Source organism: Pseudomonas saponiphila, from assembly GCF_900105185.1.
In the GTDB taxonomy this organism is placed as follows: Bacteria; Pseudomonadota; Gammaproteobacteria; order Pseudomonadales; family Pseudomonadaceae; genus Aquipseudomonas; species Aquipseudomonas saponiphila.
Map to the genome: position 1 here is coordinate 226,086 of NZ_FNTJ01000001.1, position 21,942 is coordinate 248,027.

General features: G+C 64.2%; 18 protein-coding genes. 8 read left to right on the forward strand and 10 right to left on the reverse strand.

Annotated features, from left to right (window positions below; translation table 11 throughout):
- Positions 1-17: 17 nt before the first annotated feature.
- The 4 genes from BLV47_RS01100 to fba all read left to right on the forward strand — a co-directional run bounded on the left by BLV47_RS01100 (position 18) and on the right by fba (position 3,101).
- The gene (locus tag BLV47_RS01100) at positions 18-1,181 is read left to right on the forward strand and encodes a phosphoglycerate kinase (protein WP_092308956.1); all 1,164 of its coding nucleotides are present in this window, start codon (positions 18-20) and stop codon (positions 1,179-1,181) included.
- 32 nt (positions 1,182-1,213) lie between these two features.
- Positions 1,214-1,435, forward strand: a complete 222-nt coding sequence (locus BLV47_RS01105) for a hypothetical protein (protein ID WP_092308959.1) — start codon at positions 1,214-1,216, stop codon at positions 1,433-1,435.
- Positions 1,436-1,495: 60 nt separating this feature from the next.
- Positions 1,496-1,825 carry an MliC family protein gene (locus BLV47_RS01110; protein WP_092308962.1) on the forward strand — a complete coding sequence of 110 codons (330 nt, stop codon included), beginning with the start codon at positions 1,496-1,498 and terminating at the stop codon, positions 1,823-1,825.
- Positions 1,826-2,036: 211 nt separating this feature from the next.
- Complete coding sequence (gene fba, locus BLV47_RS01115; protein WP_003229012.1) at positions 2,037-3,101, forward strand: class II fructose-bisphosphate aldolase; 1,065 nt, start codon at positions 2,037-2,039, stop codon at positions 3,099-3,101.
- A 236-nt stretch (positions 3,102-3,337) separates the two neighbouring features.
- On the opposite strand, the gene BLV47_RS01120 is transcribed toward fba, so the two are convergent.
- A complete protein-coding gene (locus BLV47_RS01120; RefSeq protein ID WP_092308965.1) occupies positions 3,338-4,009 on the reverse strand; it encodes a polysaccharide lyase family 7 protein in 672 nt (223 codons plus the stop codon).
- Positions 4,010-4,326: 317 nt separating this feature from the next.
- On the opposite strand from BLV47_RS01120, the gene BLV47_RS01125 reads away from it, so the two are divergent.
- Genes BLV47_RS01125 through BLV47_RS01135 form a run of 3 tightly spaced genes read left to right on the forward strand, consistent with a single transcriptional unit; the run spans position 4,327 to position 7,325 of the window.
- The gene (locus BLV47_RS01125; protein WP_092308968.1) at positions 4,327-6,450 is read left to right on the forward strand and encodes a putative bifunctional diguanylate cyclase/phosphodiesterase; all 2,124 of its coding nucleotides are present in this window, start codon (positions 4,327-4,329) and stop codon (positions 6,448-6,450) included.
- Positions 6,451-6,492: 42 nt separating this feature from the next.
- Positions 6,493-7,005, forward strand: coding sequence for a M48 metallopeptidase family protein (locus tag BLV47_RS01130; protein WP_092308971.1), 513 nt, complete (start codon positions 6,493-6,495; stop codon positions 7,003-7,005).
- Positions 7,006-7,028: 23 nt separating this feature from the next.
- Positions 7,029-7,325: a winged helix-turn-helix domain-containing protein gene (locus BLV47_RS01135; RefSeq protein WP_011063952.1), complete on the forward strand. Its 297-nt coding sequence runs from the start codon at positions 7,029-7,031 to the stop codon at positions 7,323-7,325.
- A 3-nt stretch (positions 7,326-7,328) separates the two neighbouring features.
- Here BLV47_RS01135 and BLV47_RS01140 read toward each other — a convergent pair whose 3' ends face one another.
- Positions 7,329-7,781, reverse strand: coding sequence for a GNAT family N-acetyltransferase (locus tag BLV47_RS01140; RefSeq protein WP_092308974.1), 453 nt, complete (start codon positions 7,779-7,781; stop codon positions 7,329-7,331).
- 277 nt (positions 7,782-8,058) lie between these two features.
- Here BLV47_RS01140 and BLV47_RS01145 point away from each other — a divergent pair, with 277 nt between their 5' ends.
- Positions 8,059-8,796: a substrate-binding periplasmic protein gene (locus BLV47_RS01145; protein WP_092308977.1), complete on the forward strand. Its 738-nt coding sequence runs from the start codon at positions 8,059-8,061 to the stop codon at positions 8,794-8,796.
- A 98-nt stretch (positions 8,797-8,894) separates the two neighbouring features.
- On the opposite strand, the gene yccS is transcribed toward BLV47_RS01145, so the two are convergent.
- The 8 genes from yccS to betB form a co-directional block, all read right to left on the reverse strand.
- Positions 8,895-11,081 (reverse strand): YccS family putative transporter, encoded by a 2,187-nt coding sequence (gene yccS / locus BLV47_RS01150; RefSeq protein WP_092308980.1) that lies wholly within the window; start codon positions 11,079-11,081, stop codon positions 8,895-8,897.
- Positions 11,082-11,279: 198 nt separating this feature from the next.
- Positions 11,280-12,458 (reverse strand): BaiN/RdsA family NAD(P)/FAD-dependent oxidoreductase, encoded by a 1,179-nt coding sequence (locus tag BLV47_RS01155; protein WP_092308983.1) that lies wholly within the window; start codon positions 12,456-12,458, stop codon positions 11,280-11,282.
- 39 nt (positions 12,459-12,497) lie between these two features.
- Positions 12,498-13,835, reverse strand: a complete 1,338-nt coding sequence (gene dbpA, locus BLV47_RS01160; protein ID WP_244168923.1) for an ATP-dependent RNA helicase DbpA — start codon at positions 13,833-13,835, stop codon at positions 12,498-12,500.
- A gap of 247 nt (positions 13,836-14,082) precedes the next feature.
- Positions 14,083-15,513 (reverse strand): multidrug transporter subunit MdtD, encoded by a 1,431-nt coding sequence (gene mdtD, locus BLV47_RS01165; RefSeq protein WP_092308986.1) that lies wholly within the window; start codon positions 15,511-15,513, stop codon positions 14,083-14,085.
- Positions 15,514-15,631: 118 nt separating this feature from the next.
- Entirely contained in the window at positions 15,632-16,969 is a 1,338-nt protein-coding gene (locus tag BLV47_RS01170) for a TldD/PmbA family protein (protein WP_092308989.1), read from the reverse strand.
- The gene (locus BLV47_RS01175) at positions 16,969-18,411 is read right to left on the reverse strand and encodes a TldD/PmbA family protein (protein ID WP_092308992.1); all 1,443 of its coding nucleotides are present in this window, start codon (positions 18,409-18,411) and stop codon (positions 16,969-16,971) included. The genes BLV47_RS01170 and BLV47_RS01175 overlap by 1 nt, the downstream gene beginning before the upstream one ends.
- A 212-nt stretch (positions 18,412-18,623) precedes the next feature.
- Positions 18,624-20,327 carry a choline dehydrogenase gene (gene betA, locus BLV47_RS01180; protein ID WP_092308995.1) on the reverse strand — a complete coding sequence of 568 codons (1,704 nt, stop codon included), beginning with the start codon at positions 20,325-20,327 and terminating at the stop codon, positions 18,624-18,626.
- 142 nt (positions 20,328-20,469) lie between these two features.
- Positions 20,470-21,942 carry a betaine-aldehyde dehydrogenase gene (gene betB, locus BLV47_RS01185; protein WP_092308998.1) on the reverse strand — a complete coding sequence of 491 codons (1,473 nt, stop codon included), beginning with the start codon at positions 21,940-21,942 and terminating at the stop codon, positions 20,470-20,472.

Genomic DNA, 21,942 nt, shown 5'->3' on the forward strand with positions numbered 1-21,942 from the left:
CCCAGGAATTGCGACCCATGACCGTGTTGAAGATGACCGACCTCGATCTGCAAGGTAAGCGTGTGCTGATCCGCGAAGACCTCAACGTCCCAGTCAAGGACGGCGCTGTCACCAGCGATGCGCGGATCCTGGCTTCGCTGCCGACCATCAAGCTGGCCCTGGAAAAGGGCGCGGCAGTGATGGTCTGCTCGCACCTGGGCCGTCCGACCGAAGGCGAGTTCTCCGCCGAGAACAGTCTCAAGCCAGTGGCCGACTACCTGAGCCGCGCCCTGGGCCGCGAAGTGCCGCTGGTGGCCGACTACCTGGGTGGCGTCGAGGTCAAGGCCGGCGACGTCGTGCTGTTCGAGAACGTGCGCTTCAACAAGGGCGAGAAAAAGAACGCCGACGAACTGGCCCAGCAATACGCCGCCCTGTGCGATGTGTTCGTGATGGACGCTTTCGGCACCGCGCACCGCGCCGAGGGTTCGACCCACGGCGTGGCCAAGTTCGCCAAAGTGGCCGCCGCAGGCCCGCTGCTGGCCGCTGAGCTGGAAGCGCTGGGCAAGGCCCTGGGCAACCCGGCCAAGCCGATGGCGGCCATCGTTGCCGGTTCCAAGGTGTCCACCAAGCTGGACGTGCTCAACAGCCTGAGCCAGATCTGCGACCAGCTGATCGTCGGCGGCGGCATTGCCAACACTTTCCTGGCTGCTGCCGGGCACCCGGTGGGCAAGTCGCTGTACGAGCCGGATCTGTTGGACACCGCTCGCGCCATCGCCGCCAAGGTCAGCGTGCCGCTGCCGGTGGATGTTGTGGTGGCCAAGGAGTTTGCCGAAAGCGCCGCCGCGACCGTCAAGCTGATCGCCGATGTGGCCGCTGACGACATGATCCTCGACATTGGCCCACAGACCGCCGCGCAGTTCGCCGAGCTGCTGAAGTCCTCCAGGACCATCCTCTGGAACGGCCCTGTAGGCGTGTTCGAATTCGACCAGTTCGGCAACGGCACCCAAGTGCTGGCCCAGGCCATCGCCGACAGCGCAGCGTTCTCCATCGCGGGTGGTGGCGACACCCTGGCGGCCATCGACAAATATGGCGTTGCCCAGCAGATCTCCTACATTTCTACCGGTGGCGGCGCCTTCCTCGAATTCGTCGAAGGCAAGGTGCTGCCGGCGGTTGAAGTCCTGGAAGCCCGGGCCAAGGCCTGAAGCCTCGATTGGCCGGGCAAAGGAGTGTTCTGATGGTCAAGACCTTGCCACTGTTGATGGTCGTGGCGCTGCTGGCGGGGTGCTCCAGTGCCCCGCAGGCAAAGCCGGCGGACGAAGCCGGCGAGCCGGGCCAGGGCTGTTATCAGGCCGACTGGCAGGCCGAGACTGCGCCGGTGATCAACAAGCGCCTGGGCCCCGAAGGCCTGGAGAAGTACGAGACACCGTCAAAGACCAGGGAACAGGGTTGCCCTTGACCGGTCAGATCGGATAACGCAATGCGCTGGAGCCTCCGGGCTGCCGGCCGAGGAACATTGATGAAAGCTTTGATCGCCGTGGCGATGCTGGGAGCCTTGGCCGGTTGCGCCAACCTGAACCTGCTCAAGTCGCCGGCCACCGACAACTGGACGACCTGGACCTGCGACAGCCAGGCCCAGGTGCTGTGGCGCTATACCGACGACAGCCGCAAGACGGTCGACGTGCGCCTGGGGGGCGACGACCAGGTGCGGCGCCTGAAGCTTGAGCCCAGTGGTTCGGGCTCGCTGTACAGCGACGACATGCTGGCGTTTCACGTCAAGGGCGAGGAGGGCCTGGTCTACTGGGTCGCCACCAACGACCTGATCGGCCGCGGCTGCAAGGCCATGTAGGAGCTGGCTTGCCAGCGAAGGCGGCCTTCCAGACCTGTGCAAGGTTCAAGGCCGCTTTCGCCGGCGAGCCGGCTCCTACAGGGCTGTAGAGAATTGGTTTTAACGGATACAACAGAGCGGGCCGACCCCCGATCTGCAATCACTTGAACAGCAGTCGCCGCTACGGCAGGCTTGCACGATTAACGACCCTCGACCGGGAGAGACACACACAATGGCACTCATCAGCATGCGCCAGATGCTGGACCACGCAGCCGAGTTCGGCTACGGCGTTCCAGCCTTCAACGTCAACAACCTTGAGCAGATGCGCGCCATCATGGAAGCCGCTGACAAGACTGACTCTCCGGTGATCGTCCAGGCTTCGGCCGGCGCCCGCAAATACGCCGGTGCGCCGTTCCTGCGCCACCTGATTCTGGCCGCCATCGAAGAATTCCCCCATATCCCGGTGTGCATGCACCAGGACCACGGCACCAGCCCTGACGTCTGCCAGCGTTCCATCCAGCTGGGCTTTTCCTCGGTGATGATGGACGGCTCCCTCGGCGAAGACGGCAAGACCCCGACCGACTACGAGTACAACGTGCGCGTCACCCAGCAGACCGTGGCCATGGCCCACGCCTGCGGCGTGTCGGTAGAAGGCGAGCTGGGCTGCCTGGGCTCCCTGGAAACCGGCATGGCCGGTGAAGAGGACGGCATCGGCGCCGAAGGCGTGCTGGATCACAGCCAGATGCTGACCGACCCGGAAGAAGCCGCGGACTTCGTCAAGAAGACCCAGGTCGACGCCCTGGCCATCGCCATCGGCACCAGCCACGGCGCCTACAAGTTCACCAAGCCGCCTACCGGCGACGTGCTGGCCATCGACCGCATCAAGGAAATCCACAAGCGCATCCCCAACACCCACCTGGTGATGCACGGTTCGTCCTCGGTTCCGCAAGAGTGGCTGGCGATCATCAACCAGTACGGCGGCGACATCAAAGAAACCTACGGCGTGCCGGTTGAGGAAATCGTCGAAGGCATCAAGTACGGCGTGCGCAAGGTCAACATCGACACCGACCTGCGCCTGGCGTCCACCGGTGCCATGCGCCGCCTGATGGCCACCAACCCGAGCGAGTTCGACCCGCGTAAATTCTTCGGCGCCACCGTGACCGCCATGCGCGATGTGTGTATCGCTCGTTACGAAGCCTTCGGCACCGCCGGCAACGCTTCGAAGATCAAGCCGATCTCCCTGGAAGCGATGTTCCAGCGTTACCTCAAAGGTGAGCTGAACGCCAAGGTCAACTAAGCCTTGGGGTCATCCGGAAAGCCCGCAGCGATGCGGGCTTTTTTGTGTCCGGCATTTCTGTCTCCGCGGGCGTTGGCTGGCCAGCGAAAATGATCTCTGGGCATGTATAGGGCGCTCTCGCCGGCAAGCCGGCTCCTACAGGTGATCGAGGTGCTGCTGTGTAGGAGCTGGCTGGCCAGCGAAGAGGCCTCTGGGCATGCGCAGGGCTCAAGGCAGCCTGCGCCGGCAGGAGGGGCCTAGATTTTGTTGTGGTCGATATCCAGCTTGGAGAAGGTCACCTTGCCGCCTTCACTGGTGTAGCCGCTGTTGTCCTGTACATAAACCCCGGCCTTGAAATACAGCGGCTTGTCGCGCCAGCTCGCGCTCAACTGCCCATCCCATTGCTGGCCGGCGGCACTGAGTTCCAGGGCGCCGCCTGGGCTCAGATGGATCAGGTAGGAAAAATCGCGATTCAGGGGCACGTTTTCGGCCAGGGTGATGACCCGGCCCTCTTCGTCGTCCGGGCGCATGCGCACCTTGGCCACGATAGTGCCGCTGCCTTTGCTGGTCTTGTACTGGTACTCCACTTTGACCAGGGGCTTGGTGCTGTTGTAGGCGTGAATCTGGCCCACGACGATCTTGCCCGACGACGGCACCTGGTTCACCGCCAGGGTGGCGTGCAGCAGGTTGTCGGCTTCGGGGTAGGTCCAATTGCGCAGAGTGCCGTCGGCGTAGGTTTCGCGCAACTCGGTGCGCGGATAGATGGCGTTCTCGGTCTTCGAGCCGGTGACTGGTGACCAGAAGAACAGGGTGCCACTGTCGGAGTGGAAGTACCGGTCCTTGAAGCCTTTGACCAGTGTCGGGGTGTCGATGGTCGCCGGTGGGTTGCCGACGGGAACGCTGAGGTTCCAGGTTGCCAGGTCGATCATGCTGGAGACTCCGCAATGGGGAAGGTCTAGTGCAGGGCGCCGAAGGCTTTAGCCTGCGCTTCTCAGGGCGTCTTTATAGCGTAGAAGCGGCTGCCTGGAATGTCCGTATGGCGGATAAATGGCGTCAGCAAAATGTCTAAATGCCATCTTCCCCGGGTTCTATAAGGCATAACTGTGACCGTTAGTCGGGTGCCGGGGCCATTGGTGAAGCGATGGCGGGGTGGCAGCTTCTGCTTTTCAGGATCCGGGTCTAGAGTGCTTTCGTATTTGTCAGGTTTTCTCACCCGTTCAGTCTTATTACAGACAAGAGAAGCAGCATGGAATGCGTGCAACCGGAGGCCCTCGAAGGCGACTCCACTCTTCTGATCGTTGATGACTATCCTGAAAACCTCCTGAGCATGCGGGCACTGTTGCAGCGCCAGGACTGGCGGGTGATGACCGCGGCCTCTGGTCTTGAGGCCCTGAGCCTGCTGCTCGAGCATGAAGTGGATCTGGTCCTGCTGGATGTGCAGATGCCCGGCATGGATGGTTTCGAAGTGGCCCGCCTGATGCGCGGCAGCCAGCGCACGCGTTTGACCCCGATCATCTTCCTCACCGCCAACGAACAGTCCCAGGACGCCGTGATCAAGGGTTATGCCAGTGGCGCGGTGGATTACCTGTTCAAGCCGTTCGACCCGCAGATCCTCAAGCCCAAGGTCCAGGCGCTGCTGGAGCACCAGCGCAATCGTCGCGCTCTGCAGCAGCTCAGTCATGATCTGGAGGTGGCGCGGGCGTTCAACGCCTCGGTGCTGGACAACGCTGCCGAAGGCATCCTGGTGGTGGATGAGAGCGGACGGGTGCGCTACGCCAATCCGGCGGTTTCGCGCTTGCTCAATGCCCAGGTGAAAGAGCTGGAGGGGTCGCTGTTCCTCGACTATCTGCAAAAGCCCCATGTTCCCGACTGGAGCGAATCCGAGCTCCTGGCCTGCTATCGACGCGGGCAGACCTATCGCCTGCATGACGCTCTGCTGCGTACCGTGCCCGGCCAGCAGCTCAGCGTGGCGTTGTCCTGTGCGCCCTTGCCCAGTGAGCAGAAGGCCATGGTGGTGACCCTGCTGGACATGTCCGAAGTACGTCACCTGCATCAGCAACTGGAATATCAGGCGGTCACCGACCCGCTCACCGGGCTGCTCAACCGCCGCGGTTTCTACCAGACGGTGGAAAACATCCTGTTGCGCGGTGATCGTCCGGGCAAGACCCTGGTCCTGCTCTACCTGGACCTTGACGGCTTCAAGCGGGTCAACGACTCCCTGGGGCACGATGCCGGCGACCGGGTGCTGCGCTGGGTGTCCGAGCAGTTGAAGGAGTGCCTGCATTCCTTCGACATTCTCGGACGCATGGGCGGTGATGAGTTTACGGCCCTGCTGGAACTGAGCTTCCCCGAGCAGGCGGCGAAAATCGCCGAGAGGCTGATCGAGCGCCTGTCCATCAGCCAGCAGATCGACGGTCTGGAGGTGGTGCTGGGCGCCAGCATCGGCATCGCCATCTATCCCGACTGCGGCTCCAACCTGGACGGCCTGCTGCGGGCGGCAGACATCGCGATGTACGAAGCCAAGCGTGCGGGCCGCCAGCAATATCGCTACTACGATCACGAGATGAATGGCCGTGCACGCTCCCGACTGATGCTCGAAGAAAGCGTGCGCAGCGCGGTGGAGCGCAAGGAATTCACCCTGGTGTATCAACCTCAGGTGGCCATCGCCGATGGTCGTTTGCGCGGCTTCGAAGCCTTGTTACGCTGGCGCCACCCGAGTGTCGGCGATGTGCCGCCGGGGCTGTTCCTGCCGCTGCTGGAAGAGGCGCGGCTGATCAGTCGCCTGGGCAGTTGGATCTATCAGCAGGGGGCCGCCCAGCGCAAGGACTGGGAGCAGGTGTTCAGCCCCGATCTGGTGCTGGGGGTCAGTCTCAGCGCCACCCAGTTCGGCATGCCCAATCTGGCCAATGAACTGCGTCAGGTGCTGGTGCGCCATGGCTTGCAGCCGCGCCAGCTGGAAGTGGAGGTCACCGAGGCGGCGTTGACCCAGAACCTGGCCGAGACCCGCAAGCAGTTGCAGCAGTTGCATCAACTGGGAGTGCGGGTGGCCCTGGACGACTTCGGTTCGGGCAGTTGCTGCCTGGCCTATCTGCGTGACCTGCAACTGGACACCCTCAAGCTCGACCGGCACCTGATCGCCCGCTTGTTGACCTCGCCGCGGGACGCCGCCATCGCCCGCAGCGTGATCGACCTGTGCAAGCAGTTCGGCTTGCTGGTGATCGCCGAAGGCGTGGAAACCCACGAGCAGTACCAATGGCTCAAGGCCAACGGTTGCGAATACGTGCAGGGGTTCCTGGTGGCCCGGCCGCTGACCGCCGCCAGCGCCAGCCAGTTTGCCCAGCCCTTTGACTGGAGCGCGTTGCCGGCCTGAATTCGCTACACTGGCGGCCTTCGTACCTTGCGCTGCCCCTCCATGACCGCACTCAAATACCTCCAGGCCTATCCCGTCGCCCTGCAACAGCAAGTGCGTCAGCTGATCGTCGAAGATCGCCTGGGGGAGTACCTCAGTGGGCGTTATCCACACAAGCATGCGGTGCAGAGTGACAAGGCGCTGTACAGCTACGCCCTGGAGCTGAAGCAGGAATACCTGCGCAACGCGCCGGCCATCGACAAGGTGCTGTTCGACAACCGCCTGGACCTGACCCACCGCGCCCTTGGCCTGCACACCACGGTGTCCCGGGTGCAGGGCGGCAAGCTCAAGGCCAAGAAGGAGATCCGCATTGCCTCGCTGTTCAAGGAGGCGGCGCCGGAATTCTTGCGGATGATCGTGGTGCACGAGTTGGCGCACTTCAAGGAGTCGGAGCACAACAAGGCGTTCTACAAGCTCTGCGAGCACATGCTGCCGGGCTATCACCAGCTGGAATTCGACCTGCGGGTCTACCTGACCTGGCGCGACTTGCAAGCCAGGGCGGGGGCGGCGGATTAATTCATGGCAATAGGGAGTGAGCGATGGATGTAAGCAAGACCAAGAGCAGTTTCTACCGCCGCCTGTATGTGGCGTATCTGATCGACAGCGGGCTGGCCAGCAGCGTACCGGCGCTCACCGAAGTCACCGGCATGCCCCGGCGCACCGCCCAGGACACCATCGCCGCCCTGGCGGACCTGGACATCCTCTGCGAATTCGAACAGCAAGATGGCGCCCGCAATCACGCCGGGCGCTACCGGATCCACAACTGGGGCGCCATCGACAAGGGCTGGATCGAGCCCAACCTGCGGCAGATCAAGGCCGTGCTGGGCTATCCCTGAGACTCAGGACCGGCGCATGCCAATGTGCGCAATACCGTCTTCCAGGTATTGCTCGCCCGCCACCACGAAACCGTAGCGACTGTAGTAGGCCTGCAAGTGAGCCTGGGCCGAGAGGTAGATCGGGGTGTCGGGCCAATGCCGTTCTGCCTGCTTCAGCGCCTGCTCCATCAGGGTATGGCCCAGGCCCTGGCCGCGCGCCTGTTCAGCAATGAGCACGCGGCCGATCACCACATCACCGCCCTGGGAGATCGGGTCCAGCAGGCGCAGGTAAGCCACTAGCCGGTCACCGTCCCAGGCCATCAGGTGGCAGGTGTCGCCTTCCAGGTCACGGCCATCGACCTCTTGATAGGGGCATTTCTGTTCCACGACAAAGACTTCGGTGCGCAGTTGCAGGATGGCGTACAGCTGTTCCTTGCCCAGATCGGTGTGATGCTTGCAGACCCATTCGATGGTCATTTCCAGCTCCTCTAGAAAGTGCTGCGCGAAATACTAGGCACATCGCCCGAGGATGTCTTGTGGGTTAACGCGGTGAAGTTGTTTCTGTGAGATAGGTCAAAATGCCATTACTGCGCTAACCGGCATTTGTCTTCTTTGTGTAATCTGTTTTCAAGTCCTGCGCATTGGCTTTGATGAGCTAATGTTAGGACCTGGGGCGAGCCGTCGAGCGCGGGTCGCATCCCTTGAGTGTGGGCTGGAACGCGCCGGGCTCAGTGCCCGCTAAGGATCTATTAGCATGCTGCGATTGCATCGAGCGTTAGCCTTGATCGGATTGCTGTTGCTGGGCCACAGCGCTTCTGCGGAGAAATTGCGACTGGTCGCTGATGCCTGGCCGCCCTTCACCGACGCGACCCTGGTCAATGGTGGCGTGGCCACCGACATCGTCAGTACCGCTCTGTCCCGCGCCGGCTATGCCAGCGAGTTCGAGCAGGTGCCCTGGGCCCGGGCCCTGCTGGGCATCGGCGAGGGTCGCTACGACGTGCTGGTCAATGCCTGGTACAACGAGGAGCGCACCCACCTGGGGCAGTTCTCCGCGGAGTACATGCTCAACCGGGTGCGCTTCATCAAGCGCAAGGACGCCCCGCTGGAATACAGCAACCTCAAGCAGTTGCACGATTACCCGGTGGCCGTGGTGCGTGGCTATGCCTATTCCCCGGAGTTCGACAGCGACCCGGACCTGCAGAAGGTCCCGGTGCACAACTTCGCCATGGCGGTGCGCATGCTGGCGGCGGACCGGGTCAAGCTGACCCTGGAAGATGAGTACGTCGCCCGTTACTACCTGGCCCGCGAGTCACCGCGGGTGCGCAACGCCGTGGAGTTCCTGCCCAAGCCGTTGAGCGAGAACAGCCTGCATATCCTGGTGAGCCTGAAGAATCCCGAGCATGCGCAGATCGTGGCCCGGTTCGACCGGGAGATTGCCGCCATGAAAGCCGACGGCAGCTACGATCGCCTGCTGCGCCAGCACGGTATGTAACCGAACACGGTGCTGTAGGAGCTGGCTTGCCAGCGAACACGTCCCCGAGGGCGATTCAGGACTCAAGGGCCTCTTCGCCGGCAAGCCGGCTCCTACGGTTAGGTGGCGCTGCTGGTGTCCTTGATCAAGTGCGCCGCCAGGGTCCGCAACGGGCCCAGTTGGCGGCAGATCAGTGCCAGTTGGGTCTGCACCAGGCGCTGGCCTTCGTCGATCTCATCCGGCATCTGCTCCAGCTCATTGGCCAGCGCTTCCTCGGCATCGCTGTGGATGGCGATCGGGGTCTTGTTGGACAGGCCCTGGGCGATTTCATCGATGCTCGCCGCCAGGCTGACGCCCGCGCCATTGATCAGCTGTTCGCGAACCTCGTCCGGGAGTCGGGTTTCCCGGTGTGCGCCCAGGCCCGACAGGTAGCTGAGCAGGGTGTGGGACAGCACCAGGAAGCGGAAGCCCACGTCGGCCTCCTTACGGAAATGCCCCGGCTCCATGAGCATGTTGGCCAGGGTGGTGGATAGCGCCGCGTCGGCGTTGTGGGCATTGCGCCGGGCCAGGCGGTAGGCCAGGTCGTCGCTCTTGCCGGCGGCGTACTGCTGCATGATCTGGCGCAGGTAGATGCTGTTGCAGGTCAGGGTGTTGGCCAGCACCTTGTTCAGGCGCCGGCCCTGCCAGTCCGGCAGGAACAGGAACACCGCCAGCCCGGCGATCAGGCTGCCCAGCAGGGTATCGAACAGCCGCGGCAGAAACAGCCCGTAACCGTCGCCCACCTGGTTGAAGCAGAACAGCACCATCAGGGTGATCGCGGCGGTGGCCAGGGTGTAGCGGGTGGTGCGGTTGGTAAAGAACACCACCCCGGCGGCGATGGCGAACAACGACTGCACCAGGGGGCTGGGGAACAGGTCGAACAGCGCCCAGGCGATGGTCAGGCCGATGGCCGTGCCGACGATCCGCTGGCCCAGCTTGCGCCGGGTGGCGCCGTAGTTGGGCTGGCAGACGAACAGCGTGGTGAGGATGATCCAGTAGCCCTGGGACGGGTGGATCAAATGCACCATGCCGTAGCCGATGCTCAGCGCCAGGGGCAGGCGCAGGGCATGGCGAAACAGCAGCGAAGTCGGCGTCATCTGGGTGCGCAGGCGGGTCCAGACATCCTTGAGGTTGCGTGGCGAGCGATCCAGCAGGCTGCTGTCGGTGGCATCGGCCAGGGCGTCGGGGTTGCTCGCGTCGCTGAGCAGGCGATCGAGGGTGCCGAGGTTCGCCGCCAGGGCCCGCAGCGAGCGCAACAGCCCGCGCCAGGCCGGGTTGCTCTGGATCCGCAGGTGCTCCAGGGACGCGTCCAGGTCGCTCAGGGCCTCGGCGAAGCTGGCGTCATAGACGAATGGCTGGCGCAGCTGGATGGATTCCGCCAGCGCCCGGCAGGCCTTGCCCTGCTGGCGCAGCAGGCGCTGGCAGCGGAACAGCACGTCGCTGTGGAAGAACGCATCGGCCAGGGCGTTGTACGGGTAATGGGACGAACTGGCGCGTTCGTGGATGTCCTGGGCGAGGAAGTACAGCTTCAGGTAGCGACTGACCTTCGACCCCGGCCGGCCATTGCCGACCCGGTGCAGGATGATCTCCTTGGCCGCGTTGAGGGCCGCCACCACCTTGCCGTTCTGCTGGGCCAGCTCCAGGCGCCGGGCCTCCACATCCAGCTGGCGGATCGGCTCGAACAGCGACGACTTGAGCTTGAGGTAGAAACCCAGCTCGCGAAACAGCCGGGCCAGGCTCTGTTGCACCGGCTGGTTGGAAAACAGCGCCTGCCACAGCACCGAGAGCAGGCCGTACCAGGCGGCGCCGGCCACCAGCAGCACCGGCTCGTGCCAGAAATCGATCACCGCGCCGCCGCGCTGGTCGACGCCGATCATGGTGTAGACCGAGAGAATCAGGGTCGCCGAGGCAATGGCGCCATAACGCTCCCCCAGCGCCCCGAGCATGGTCAGGCCGAAGCTGGCCAGGGCCAGGGCGATGGCGAAGACCCAGGGGTAGGGGAACAGCAGCTCCACCGACAGCGCGGCAATGCTGAAGCACACCAGGGTCACGGCCAGGGCATTGAGCCGGCCTTGCCAGCTGTCGTCGGTTTCCGCCAGGGCGCTGGCGATGATGCCGAGGAACAGCGGGATCAGCAGGCCCATTTCATCCTGATACCAGCACAGCGCCATGCTGCCGGTCAGGGCGATGAACACCCGCACGCTGTAGCTGAATTTATCCAGCGCCCAGAGGCGGCGCAGAGACTGACGAAAAGAGGTCGATGACATGGAGTGGGACAGGCCTTCCGGGGCGATGCAGCTAAATTGAGCCAGTATTGACGACGGCGCAATGCCGCCGTCACATCTGCCAGCAAATTCTGTTCCGTGAATGCCAGGCGTCGCCCGCTGTCATGCCCCACGGGCGTGCCGGCGAGAAATGCCGGCGCTTTCGCGAGCAAGCTCGCTCCTACAGGGGAGGAGGTGGAATCAGACGTATTGTGCTGCCGCGTAGCCCGAGGCCCAGGCCCACTGGAAGTTGAAGCCGCCCAGGTGGCCGGTGACGTCCAGCACTTCACCGATGAAATACAGCCCCGGGCTTTTCAGCGATTCCATGGTCTTGGACGACACTTCGCGGGTGTCGACCCCGCCCAGGGTCACTTCGGCGGTGCGGTAGCCTTCGGTGCCCGCCGGCACCAGTTGCCAGTTGCCGAGTTTCTGCGCCACGTCCGCCAGCTCCGCCGGGGTGTACTGCTTCATCGGCTTGGAGACGAACCAGTGCTCGGCCAGCAGGCCGGCCATCTTCTTGGTGAAGATCTCCCCCAGCAGGGTTTTCAGTTCGCTGTTGGGGCGCTCGGCCTGCTGCTGTTGCAACCAGCCCAGGGCATCGTGGTCCGGCAGCAGATTGATCTCGACGCTGTCGCCGGGCTGCCAATAGGACGAAATCTGCAGGATCGCCGGACCACTGAGGCCGCGGTGAGTGAAGAGGATGTTCTCGCGGAAGCTCTGCCCGTTGCAGCTCACCAGGCAGTCCACCGAGGTCCCCGACAGCTCGCCGCACAGCTCCTTGAGCTGGTCGGTGATGGTGAACGGCACCAGGCCGGCACGGGTTGGCAGCAGCTCGTGGCCGAACTGCCTGGCCACTTGATAACCGAAGCCGGTGGCGCCCAGGGTCGGGATCGACAGGCCGCCGGTGGCGATCACCAGGGACTGGCACTGCACCGCGCCCAGGGTGGTCTGCAGCAGGTAGCCGGACTCAAGCTTCTCGATCTGCTGGATCGAGGTGTCCAGGCGCAACTCGACTCCGACCTGGTCGCATTCGTCGAGCAGCATGCCGAGGATGTCGCTGGACTTGTTATCGCAGAACAGCTGGCCGAGCTTCTTCTCGTGGTAGGGCACGCCGTGCTTGGCCACCAGGCCGATGAAGTCCCACTGGGTGTAGCGGGCCAGGGCCGATTTGCAGAAATGCGGGTTCTGCGAAAGGAAGTTGGCGGGCTCGGTGTACATATTGGTGAAATTGCAGCGGCCACCGCCGGACATCAGGATCTTCTTGCCGGCCTTGTTGGCGTGGTCCAGCAGCAGTACTTCACGACCCCGGCCGGCCGCGGTCAGGGCGCACATCAGCCCGGCCGCTCCAGCGCCGATGATCACGACTTGGGTAGAACGCAAAACGGTGTCCTCGCACAAATTTGTGTAGGGGCGGTGGGGTTAGAGGACGCGCACGCGCAGCGAGCGGCCCTTGATCTTGCCGTTGTTCAAACGCTGCAGCGCCTGCATGACCACGGTGCGTTCAACCGCCACATACGACTGGAAGTCGAAGATCGCAATCTTGCCGACCTGGGCGCCAGGGATCCCGGCGTCGCCAGTCAGTGCACCGAGAATATCGCCCGGACGCACTTTGTCCTTGCGCCCGCCAGCGATGCACAGCGTGCTCATCGGTGGCTGCAGCGGGGCGCCGCCCTGGGACTTGAGGTTGTCGATCTGATCCCAGTTCAGCGGGGTTTTCTGCAGCTGTTCGATGGCTTGCGCGCGATGGGCTTCGGACGGAGCGACAAGGCTGACCGCGATACCTTTTTCGCCAGCGCGACCGGTACGGCCAACGCGGTGAATGTGGATTTCCGAATCGCGGGCCAGCTCGACGTTGATCACCATGTCCAGCGCATCGATGTCCAGGCCACGGGCGGCCACGTCGGTGGCGACCAGTACCGAGGTACTGCGGTTGGCGAACATTGCCAGCACCTGATCGCGGTCACGCTGTTCCAGATCGCCGTGCAGGCCGACGGCGGAGATGCCTTTGGCGGTCAGGTGATCGACGGTTTCCTGCACTTGCTGCTTGGTGAAGCAGAAAGCGACGCAGGAAGCCGGACGGAAGTGGTGCAGGACCTTGGTCACTGCGCTCATGCGTTCTTCCGGGGAAATCTCGTAGAAACGCTGTTCGATCTGCGTGTCGTCGTGGAACGCTTCGGCTTTCACCGTCTGCGGATCACGCATGAATTTCGACGCCAGTTGCTTGATGCCCACCGGGTACGTGGCGGAGAACAGCAGGGTCTGCCGGCGCGACGGGGTCTGCTCGATGATGTCTTCGATGGCGTCGTAGAAACCCATGTCGAGCATGCGGTCGGCTTCGTCGAGGATCAGCGTGTTCAGGCCATCAAGCACTAGCGAACCCTTGCGCAGGTGTTGCTGGATACGCCCCGGGGTGCCGACGATGATGTGGGCGCCGTGTTCCAGGGAAGCGATCTGCGGGCCGAAGGACACGCCGCCGCACAGGGTCAGGACCTTGATGTTGTCTTCGGCGCGGGCCAGGCGACGGATTTCCTTGGCCACCTGGTCGGCCAGTTCGCGGGTCGGGCAGATCACCAGGGCCTGGCAGCCGAAGTAGCGCGGATTGATCGGGTTCAGCAGGCCGATGCCGAAGGCTGCGGTCTTGCCGCTGCCGGTCTTGGCCTGGGCGATCAGGTCCATGCCCTTGAGGATCACCGGCAAGCTTTGCGCCTGGATCGGCGTCATCTGGGCATAACCGAGGGAGTCGAGGTTAGCCAGCATGGCGGGAGACAGGGGCAAAGTATTAAAAGCGGTGGCGATGGTGGTCACGGTACTGGCCTGCAAAACAAAATGTCGCGCAGTGTATCAGTCCCGCTCCCACAACCTGCAAATTCTGGACGAGCAACCGCGCAGGGGCGGTTCTGCGTAGGAGCTGGCTTGCCAGCGAACGGCGCTGCCGAAGATTGTGCACCCGCATGGCGGCCTCTTCGCCGGCAAGCCGGCTCCTACGGAGGGAGGTGTGCGGGGCTCAGTGCTCGATGTGCTGTTCCTCGACCTTGCGTGCGCGGCGGCCATCGCTGGGCGACAGCTGGAGGAAGATCGCCGCCGCCAGCATCGCCATGATGCCCACGGTGAGGAAGGTCAGCTGGAAGGCCCCGAGCACGGTGTCCACGCCGTCATTGCCCACTTGTGCAGTGAAACCACCTAGCAGCGCACCGGCACAGGCGACCCCGAGGCTCAGGGACAGTTGCGCCACCACCGACAGCAGGCTGTTGCCGCTGCTGGCGGCGGCATCGTCGAGGTCGATCAGGGTCACGGTGTTCATGGCCGTGAACTGCAGCGAGTTGATCGCTCCCAGTACCGCCAGCATGGCCAGCAGCAGCGGGTAGGGCGTCTGTTCGCTGACCAGCCCCATGCTCGCCAGCATCAGGCCCAGGGCCAGGGTGTTGCCGGTGAGCACGATGCGGTAGCCCAGGCGCTCGATCAGTGGCCGGGCGATGGATTTGGCGAACATGGCCGCGGCCGCCAGGGGCAGCATGCTCATCCCCGCCTGGGACGGTGAATAGCCCAGGGCCACCTGCAGCAGCAGCGGCACCAGGAACGGCAGGGCGCCGCTGCCCAGGCGCGCGAACAGGTTGCCGAGGATGCCCACGGCAAAGGTTCGGACCTTGAACAGCGACGGGGCGAACAGCGGATTGTCGACATGTCCGGCCCGCAACCAGTAGGCCGCCAGGCAGGCCAGGCCGCCGAACAGCAACAACATCACCCGCAGGTGCGGCAAGTGCAGTTCACCCAGGCCTTCCATGGCGATGGTGATCAGCACCATCGCCGCGCCGAACAGCACGAAGCCCAGGCCGTCGAAGCGCGTGCGTTCGCTGCCCCGCAGATCGGGAATGAAGCGCCATACCGCGTAGCAGCCCACGGCGCCCACCGGCAGGTTGATCAGGAAAATCCAGTGCCAGGTCAGGTACTGCACCATCCAGCCGCCCATGGTCGGGCCGATCAACGGCCCCAGAAGCCCCGGAATGGTAATGAAGCCCATGATCCGTACCAGCTCCGAGCGCGGGTAGGCCCGCAGCACCACCAGCCGCCCCACCGGCAGCATCAGTGCCCCGCCCAGGCCCTGGATCACCCGGGCGCCGATCAGTTGGCTCAGGGTGTTGGACAGGGCGCACAGCAGCGAACCGACGCTGAACAGCAAGATGGCGCCGAAGAAGATCTTCTTGGTGCCGAAGCGGTCGGCGATCCAGCCCGAGGCCGGGATCAGCAGGGCCACGGTGAGCATGTAGGCGATGATCACCCCCTGCATGCGCAGCGGGTCCTCCGCCAGGTCCTGGGCCATGGCCGGCAGCGCGGTGTTGAGGATGGTGCCGTCCAGGGACTGCATGAAGAAGGCGATGGCCACTACCCAGGGCAGCCAGCGGGCAGTGGTGGCATCGAGCGGCGAGCGTTCGGGCATGGGACCTCTATGTGAGTTCAGGTAGGAGCCGGCTTGCCGGCGAAGGGCGCGTTGCATTTGGGCCGGGGCGTTGCGTCGTTCGCTGGCAAGCCAGCTCCTACAGCTTTGAGGGCAGTTCCTACAAGGTCAGGGTCAGGCGGCTGACCAGTGCTCCGGGCAGGTGCATCGAGGCGGTCTGACGCTGGCCGTAGGTACTGGCCGACAGCAGCAGCTCCCGCTGTTCGGTCAGCGCTTCCAGTTGCGAACCCAGCAGGCTGTAGACGCTGTCGTCGAAACGCATGGTGCTGACCGGGGCCTGGATCTCGCCGTTTTCCACCCAGAAGGTGGCGAAGCGGGTCATGCCGGTCAGGCGCGCCGCCGGCAGGTCCGAGTAGTTCAGGTACCAGAGGTTGCTGATGTACAGGCCGGTGCCCAATTGCTTGAGGATCTCCTGCTGGGGCAATTGGCCCGCCGCCATGTTCAGCGCGCTGGGGTATTCGCCGCTGCCGGCGCCATTGCTGCTCAGGTCGTATTCGGCGGCGCTGCGGGAGTTGATCAAGCGCTCATTGGCCGCGCCCCGGGCGATCAGCGACAGGTCGCTGCGCGGGTAGCCTTCGTCGGAAAACGCCGGGCTCAGGGAGCCGCTGACCTGTTCGTCGAGGGCTATCAGCGGGCTCAGGGCGGCGTCGCCGGCATAGAGTTTCTGCAAGGGGCTGTGCTTGCTGGCAATCGATTGGGCCGAGAAGCCGCCCCAGGCCAGCATGCCCATGATTTCCTCCAGGGCCGCCGGAGCCAGGTAGGCCCGGTACTGCCCGGGCGCCAGGGTACGCAGCGGGCGGCCGAGGAACTCCAACTGCCGGCGGGCCTGATCGAAGCGCTGGGCGAAGGCGTCGCTGTCCCAGGCGTGTCCGGCATAGCTGGCCTTCACCGCTTCGCCGTTGGCGTGGAACAGGCTGAAGTCGAAATTGAAGCTATTGGCCTGGTGCCAGCCGAAAGCCCCGGCGGAGCTGGCGAAGCCGCGGCTGATGGGGCCGGCGGCGTAGATGCCCACCAGATCCAGGCCTGCCGCCGCGCGGCCGATCTGCGCCACCACCTGTTCGCTGCCGGGCAGCGGGTGTTCCTGTACGTGATGGGATTGCCACTGGCTGTGGTTGAGCATCAGGTAGGGGTCCGCCGGTAGTAACGGCAGGGTGTCCCGCAACTGTTGCAAGCCCTCGGCCAGGCGCTGGCGATCGACCTCGGGGTCATTGCTCAGGGTGATGTCCAGGTCGGCGTGACGGCCATCATCGATCAGCTTGAAACGCAGGCTGGCCTGTTGCACCTGCCCGGCCTGGCGCACCTTGGCGTGGTTGAAGCGGATGAACTCCGAGGCTTCGGCCGAGTAGCTGAGGGTGAACTGCTCCGGCGCCCTGATTGCCTCCTGCAGCCAGTGCACCAGATCCTTGAACTGCTGGGCCTGATTCATCGTCCTGGTCATCAGGCGTCTCCTCCGAATACGTCAATCTTGCTGAACACGCAGGCCGGCGAAGCATGGCCGACGCGGATCACCTGGTTGGGCTCGCCCTTGCCGCAGTTGGGCGTGCCCAGGACCTGGAAGGTGCTGCGATCGCCCACCGCGCTGAGGTTGCGCCAGAACTGCGCGGAAATGCCCCGGTAGTTGGGGTTCTTGACCACGCCCTTGAGCTCGCCGTTTTCGATCAGTTGGCCCCATTCGCAGCCGAACTGAAACTTGTTGCGCGCATCGTCGATGGACCAGGAGCGGTTGGTGGACATCAGGATGCCGTTTTCGATCTGGCCGATCAGGCGTTCCAGTGGCTGGTCGCCGGGTTCGACGTTGAGGTTGGCCATGCGGTCGATCGGTGCGCGGTTCCAACTGCTGGCGCGGCTGTTGGCAACGCCATCGAGGCCGCTGCGGTATTGCGACAAGGCGCCGCCCAGGGGACGCACCAGCAGGCCCTCGCGAATCAGGAACTGCTTGCTCGCCGCGGTGCCGTCGTCGTCATGGCCGTAGCTGGCCAGCTCCTCGGGAATCTGTGGGTCGAAGGTCACGTTGAGCAGGGACGAGCCATATTGCAGGCGGCCGAAGTCTTCCTGTTTGACGAAGCTGGTGCCGGCGTAGTTGCGTTCGTCGCCGAGAATGCGGTCCAGCTCCAGGGGGTGGCCGATGGATTCGTGGATCTGCAGCATCATCTGGTCCGGCATCAGCAGCAGGTCCCGCTGGCCTTGCGGGGTGTTCGGCGCCAGCAGCAGTTGCAGGGCCTGGTCGGCCACCCGGGGCGCGGCCCCCAGCAGGCCGCAGCGGCTGATCACATCGCCGGCGCCCTGCTGGCCGAAATTCTCCCGTCCCAGGCTGCGGGTCTGGCTGTCGCTGCCGTCGTAGGCGGTCACGTCCAGGCCCGGGTAGACGAAACGCTGGGCCTGGCGCAGCTCGGCGCCGGCGCTGTTGAGGTAGATCTGCTCGACCTGGGTCACGCCGATGCCCACCTGCCAGTTCACCAGGCGTTCATCCTTGGGCACCGAGGCCGACTCGTCGCCCAGTAACTGGTAGCAATCGCTGAGGGACGGGAAAGCTTGCTCCAGGTTCGGCGACAGGTAGTCCGCACGGTGGCTGGACACCGGCTGCGCGCGCAGGTCCAGCAGGGCATGGGCGGCAATCACCCGGGCCTGTTGCTCGGCGCGGTCGAGGGCCGCTTGCAGGCCGCGCGGCGACAGGTCGTTGGTGGCGGCATAGGCTTCTACGCCACGTACCCGCACGGTCAGCATCGCCCCTTCGTCACGGCCCAGGCTCGGTGGTTCGGCAATGTTCTTGCGTACCGACAGGTACTGGTTCGACTCGCGCACATAGCGCAGGGAAAAGAATTCGGCGCCCGTGCGCAAGGCAGCGAAGCGCTGCTTGAGCTGGGGGTGAAAGTCGAACATGGGGACCTCCTTGTGAGGCGCGCGAGCGGGCTGGCGCGTTTCGCCAGCAAGCCGGCTTCTACAGGTGTAGAGGCTGATGGGCTCTGGGGCGAAGGGGATGTGCAAGTTGCAGAACTGTAGCCGCTGCCGAAGGCTGCGATCAAGGATGTCGTTCGGGGGGAGGCGGGGAAGTGAAGAAGGACGCCGACCCTTGCGGTCGGCGTCCGTGTCGCTTACTGAGCGGTCGCTGTGACGTCGCGCAGTGGCTTGCCACGTACCGGAGCGTCGCCGGCTACGTAGTAGTCGGCCTTGCTGCGGGGCAGCGGCTGACGGCCACGGATCTTGTCGGCGATTTTCTCGGCCATCATGATGGTCGGCGCGTTGAGGTTGCCGGTGGTGATGATCGGCATGATCGAGGCATCCACCACGCGCAGGCCCTGCATGCCGTGCACGCGACCCTGGCCGTCGACTACCGCCATGTCGTCGGTGCCCATCTTGCACGAGCAGGATGGGTGGAACGCGGTCTCGGCGTGCTCGCGGATGAACTTGTCCAGTTGCTCATCGGTTTGCACTTCGATACCCGGGCTGATCTCGCGACCGCGGAAGGCGTCCAGGGCCGGCTGCTGCATGATTTCCCGGGTCAGGCGGATGCCGTCGCGGAATTCCTGCCAGTCCTGCTCGGTGGCCATGTAGTTGAAGAGGATGCTCGGGTGCTGGCGCGGGTCCTTGGACTTGAGCTGCACGCGACCACGGCTCGGCGAGCGCATGGAGCCCATGTGCGCCTGGAAACCGTGCTCTTTCACACCGTTGCTGCCGTTGTAGTTAATCGCCACCGGCAGGAAGTGGTACTGGATGTTCGGCCAGGCGAATTCCGGACGGGTGCGGATGAAACCGCCGGCTTCGAACTGGTTGCTGGCGCCGATGCCAGTGCCGTTGAACAGCCACTCGGCACCGATGGCCGGCTGGTTCCACCACAGCAGCGATGGGTACAGCGAGACAGGCTGGGTGCAGGCGTATTGCAGGTACAGCTCCAGGTGGTCCTGCAGGTTCTCGCCGACGCCCGGCAGGTCGTGAACCACCGGGATGTCCAGGCTTTCCAGCAGGGCCCGCGGGCCGACGCCGGAGCGTTGCAGCAGTTGCGGCGAGGCGATGGCGCCGGAGCTGACGATCACTTCCTTGCGGGCGCGGGCTTCCACGCGCTCTTCGGTGCTGCCTTGCAGGTAGCTCACGCCCACGGCGCGCTTGCCCTCGAAGATGATCTTGTCGGTCAGGGCGTGGGTGACGATGGTCAGGGTCGAACGCTTCTTGGCGATGTCCAGGTAGCCACGGGCAGTGCTGGAGCGACGGCCTTTGGGGGTCACGGTACGGTCCATCGGGCCGAAGCCTTCCTGCTGGTAGCCGTTCAGGTCTTCGGTACGCGGGTACCCGGCCTGCACGCCGGCTTCGACCATGGCGTGGAACAGCGGGTTGTTGCCGGCCTTGGGCGTGGTCACGCTGACCGGGCCTTCGCCACCGTGGTAGTCGTTGGGGCCGATGTCACGGGTTTCCGCCTTGCGGAAATACGGTAGGCAATCCAGGTAGGTCCAGTCTTCCAGGCCTGGCAGTTTGGCCCAGCCGTCATAGTCCATGGCGTTGCCGCGGATGTAGCACATGCCGTTGATCAGCGACGAGCCGCCCAGGCCCTTGCCGCGACCGCACTCCATGCGCCGACCGTCCATGTGTGGCTCCGGGTCGGTTTCGTAGGCCCAGTTGTAGCGCCGGCCTTGCAGAGGGAAGGCCAGTGCCGCCGGCATCTGGGTCCGGAAGTCGAAACGGTAGTCCGGGCCGCCGGCTTCCAGCAGCAGGACGGTGACGCCTTCGTCTTCAGTCAGACGGGTCGCCAGGGTGTTACCGGCCGAGCCGGCACCCACAATGATGTAATCGAATTCTTGGGCCATTGGAGCCTCCGTGGAGAGCTGCAAGCCTCAAGCTTCAAGCTGCAGGGACGGCAGCGAAGCGGGCTTGGCATTGAATGGGGAGCAGGCGGCAAGCCGGGCTGTTGCCTGGGCTTGCCGCTGATAGCTAGCTACTTGCCGCTGCTCAGAATACTGAGCTGTAGTCGCCGAGTTCGACCTGCACCGACTTGATGCGGGTGAAGTTGTTCAGCGAGCTGATGCCGTTCTCACGGCCAACACCCGACTGCTTGTAGCCGCCAACCGGCATCTTGGCGTCGGATTCGCCCCAGGCGTTGATCCAGCAGATACCGGCTTCGAGCTGATGAATCACGCGGTGGGCGCGGTTCAGATCCTTGGTGACGATACCGGCGGCCAGGCCGAAGTCGGTGTCGTTGGCACGGCGGATCACTTCTTCCTCGGTTTCGTAAGTCAGGATCGCCATCACCGGGCCGAAGATTTCTTCACGGACGATGGTCATGTCGTCGCTGCAGTCGGTGAATACGGTTGGTGCCACGAAGGCACCCTTGGCGAATTCGCCGTCGGTCAGGCGCTCGCCGCCGCACAGTACGCGGGCACCTTCTGCCTTGCCCTTGGCGATGTAGCCCAGCACGCTTTCCATGTGCTGGAAGCTGACCAGCGGGCCGAAGTTGGTGTTTTCGTCTTCCGGGTTGCCGATACGGATGCGCGCCACGCGCTCGGCGATCTTGGCTTCGAAAGCGGCTTTCAGGTGGCTCGGTACGAACACCCGAGTGCCGTTGGTGCAGACCTGACCGGAGCTGTAGAAGTTGGCCATCATCGCGGTGTCGGCGGCGCGATCCAGGTCGGCGTCGTCGAAGATGATCAGCGGCGACTTGCCGCCCAATTCCATGGTCACGTCTTTGAGCGACGAGCTGGAAGCGCTGGCCATGACCTTCTTGCCGGTGTCGGTGCCGCCGGTGAAGGAGACTTTCTCGATGCGCGGGTGCTCGGTCAGCCAGGTACCGACTTCACGGCCGCTGCCGGTCAGAACGTTGAACACGCCGGCCGGTACGCCGGCTTCGGTGTAGATCTCGGCCAGTTTCAGGGTGGTCAGCGAGGTCACTTCGCTGGGCTTGAAGATCATTGCGTTACCGGCGGCCAGGGCTGGCGCGGATTTCCACAGGGCGATCTGGATCGGGTAGTTCCAGGCGCCGATGCCGGCGACCACGCCCAGCGGCTCGCGGCGGGTGTAGACGAAGGACGTGGTGCGCAGCGGGATCTGCTCGCCTTCGATGGCTGGAACCAGGCCAGCGTAGTATTCCAGCACGTCGGCGCCGGTGACGATGTCCACGTATTTGGTTTCGGAGAAGGCCTTGCCGGTGTCCAGGGTTTCCAGAGCGGCCAGTTCGTCATTGCGCTCGCGGAGGATGTCCACGGCGCGACGCAGGATGCGCGAGCGCTCCATGGCGGTCATGGCGGCCCAGATCTTCTGGCCTTTTTCGGCGCTGACCACGGCGCGTTCCACGTCATCAAAGGTCGCACGTTGCACTTGTGCGAGAACTTCACCGTTGGCCGGGTTGATGGCATCGAAGGTAGCGTCGCTGCCGGCATCGGTGTAGCCGCCGTCGATGTAGAGTTTTTGCAGTCCGAAACGGGCCAT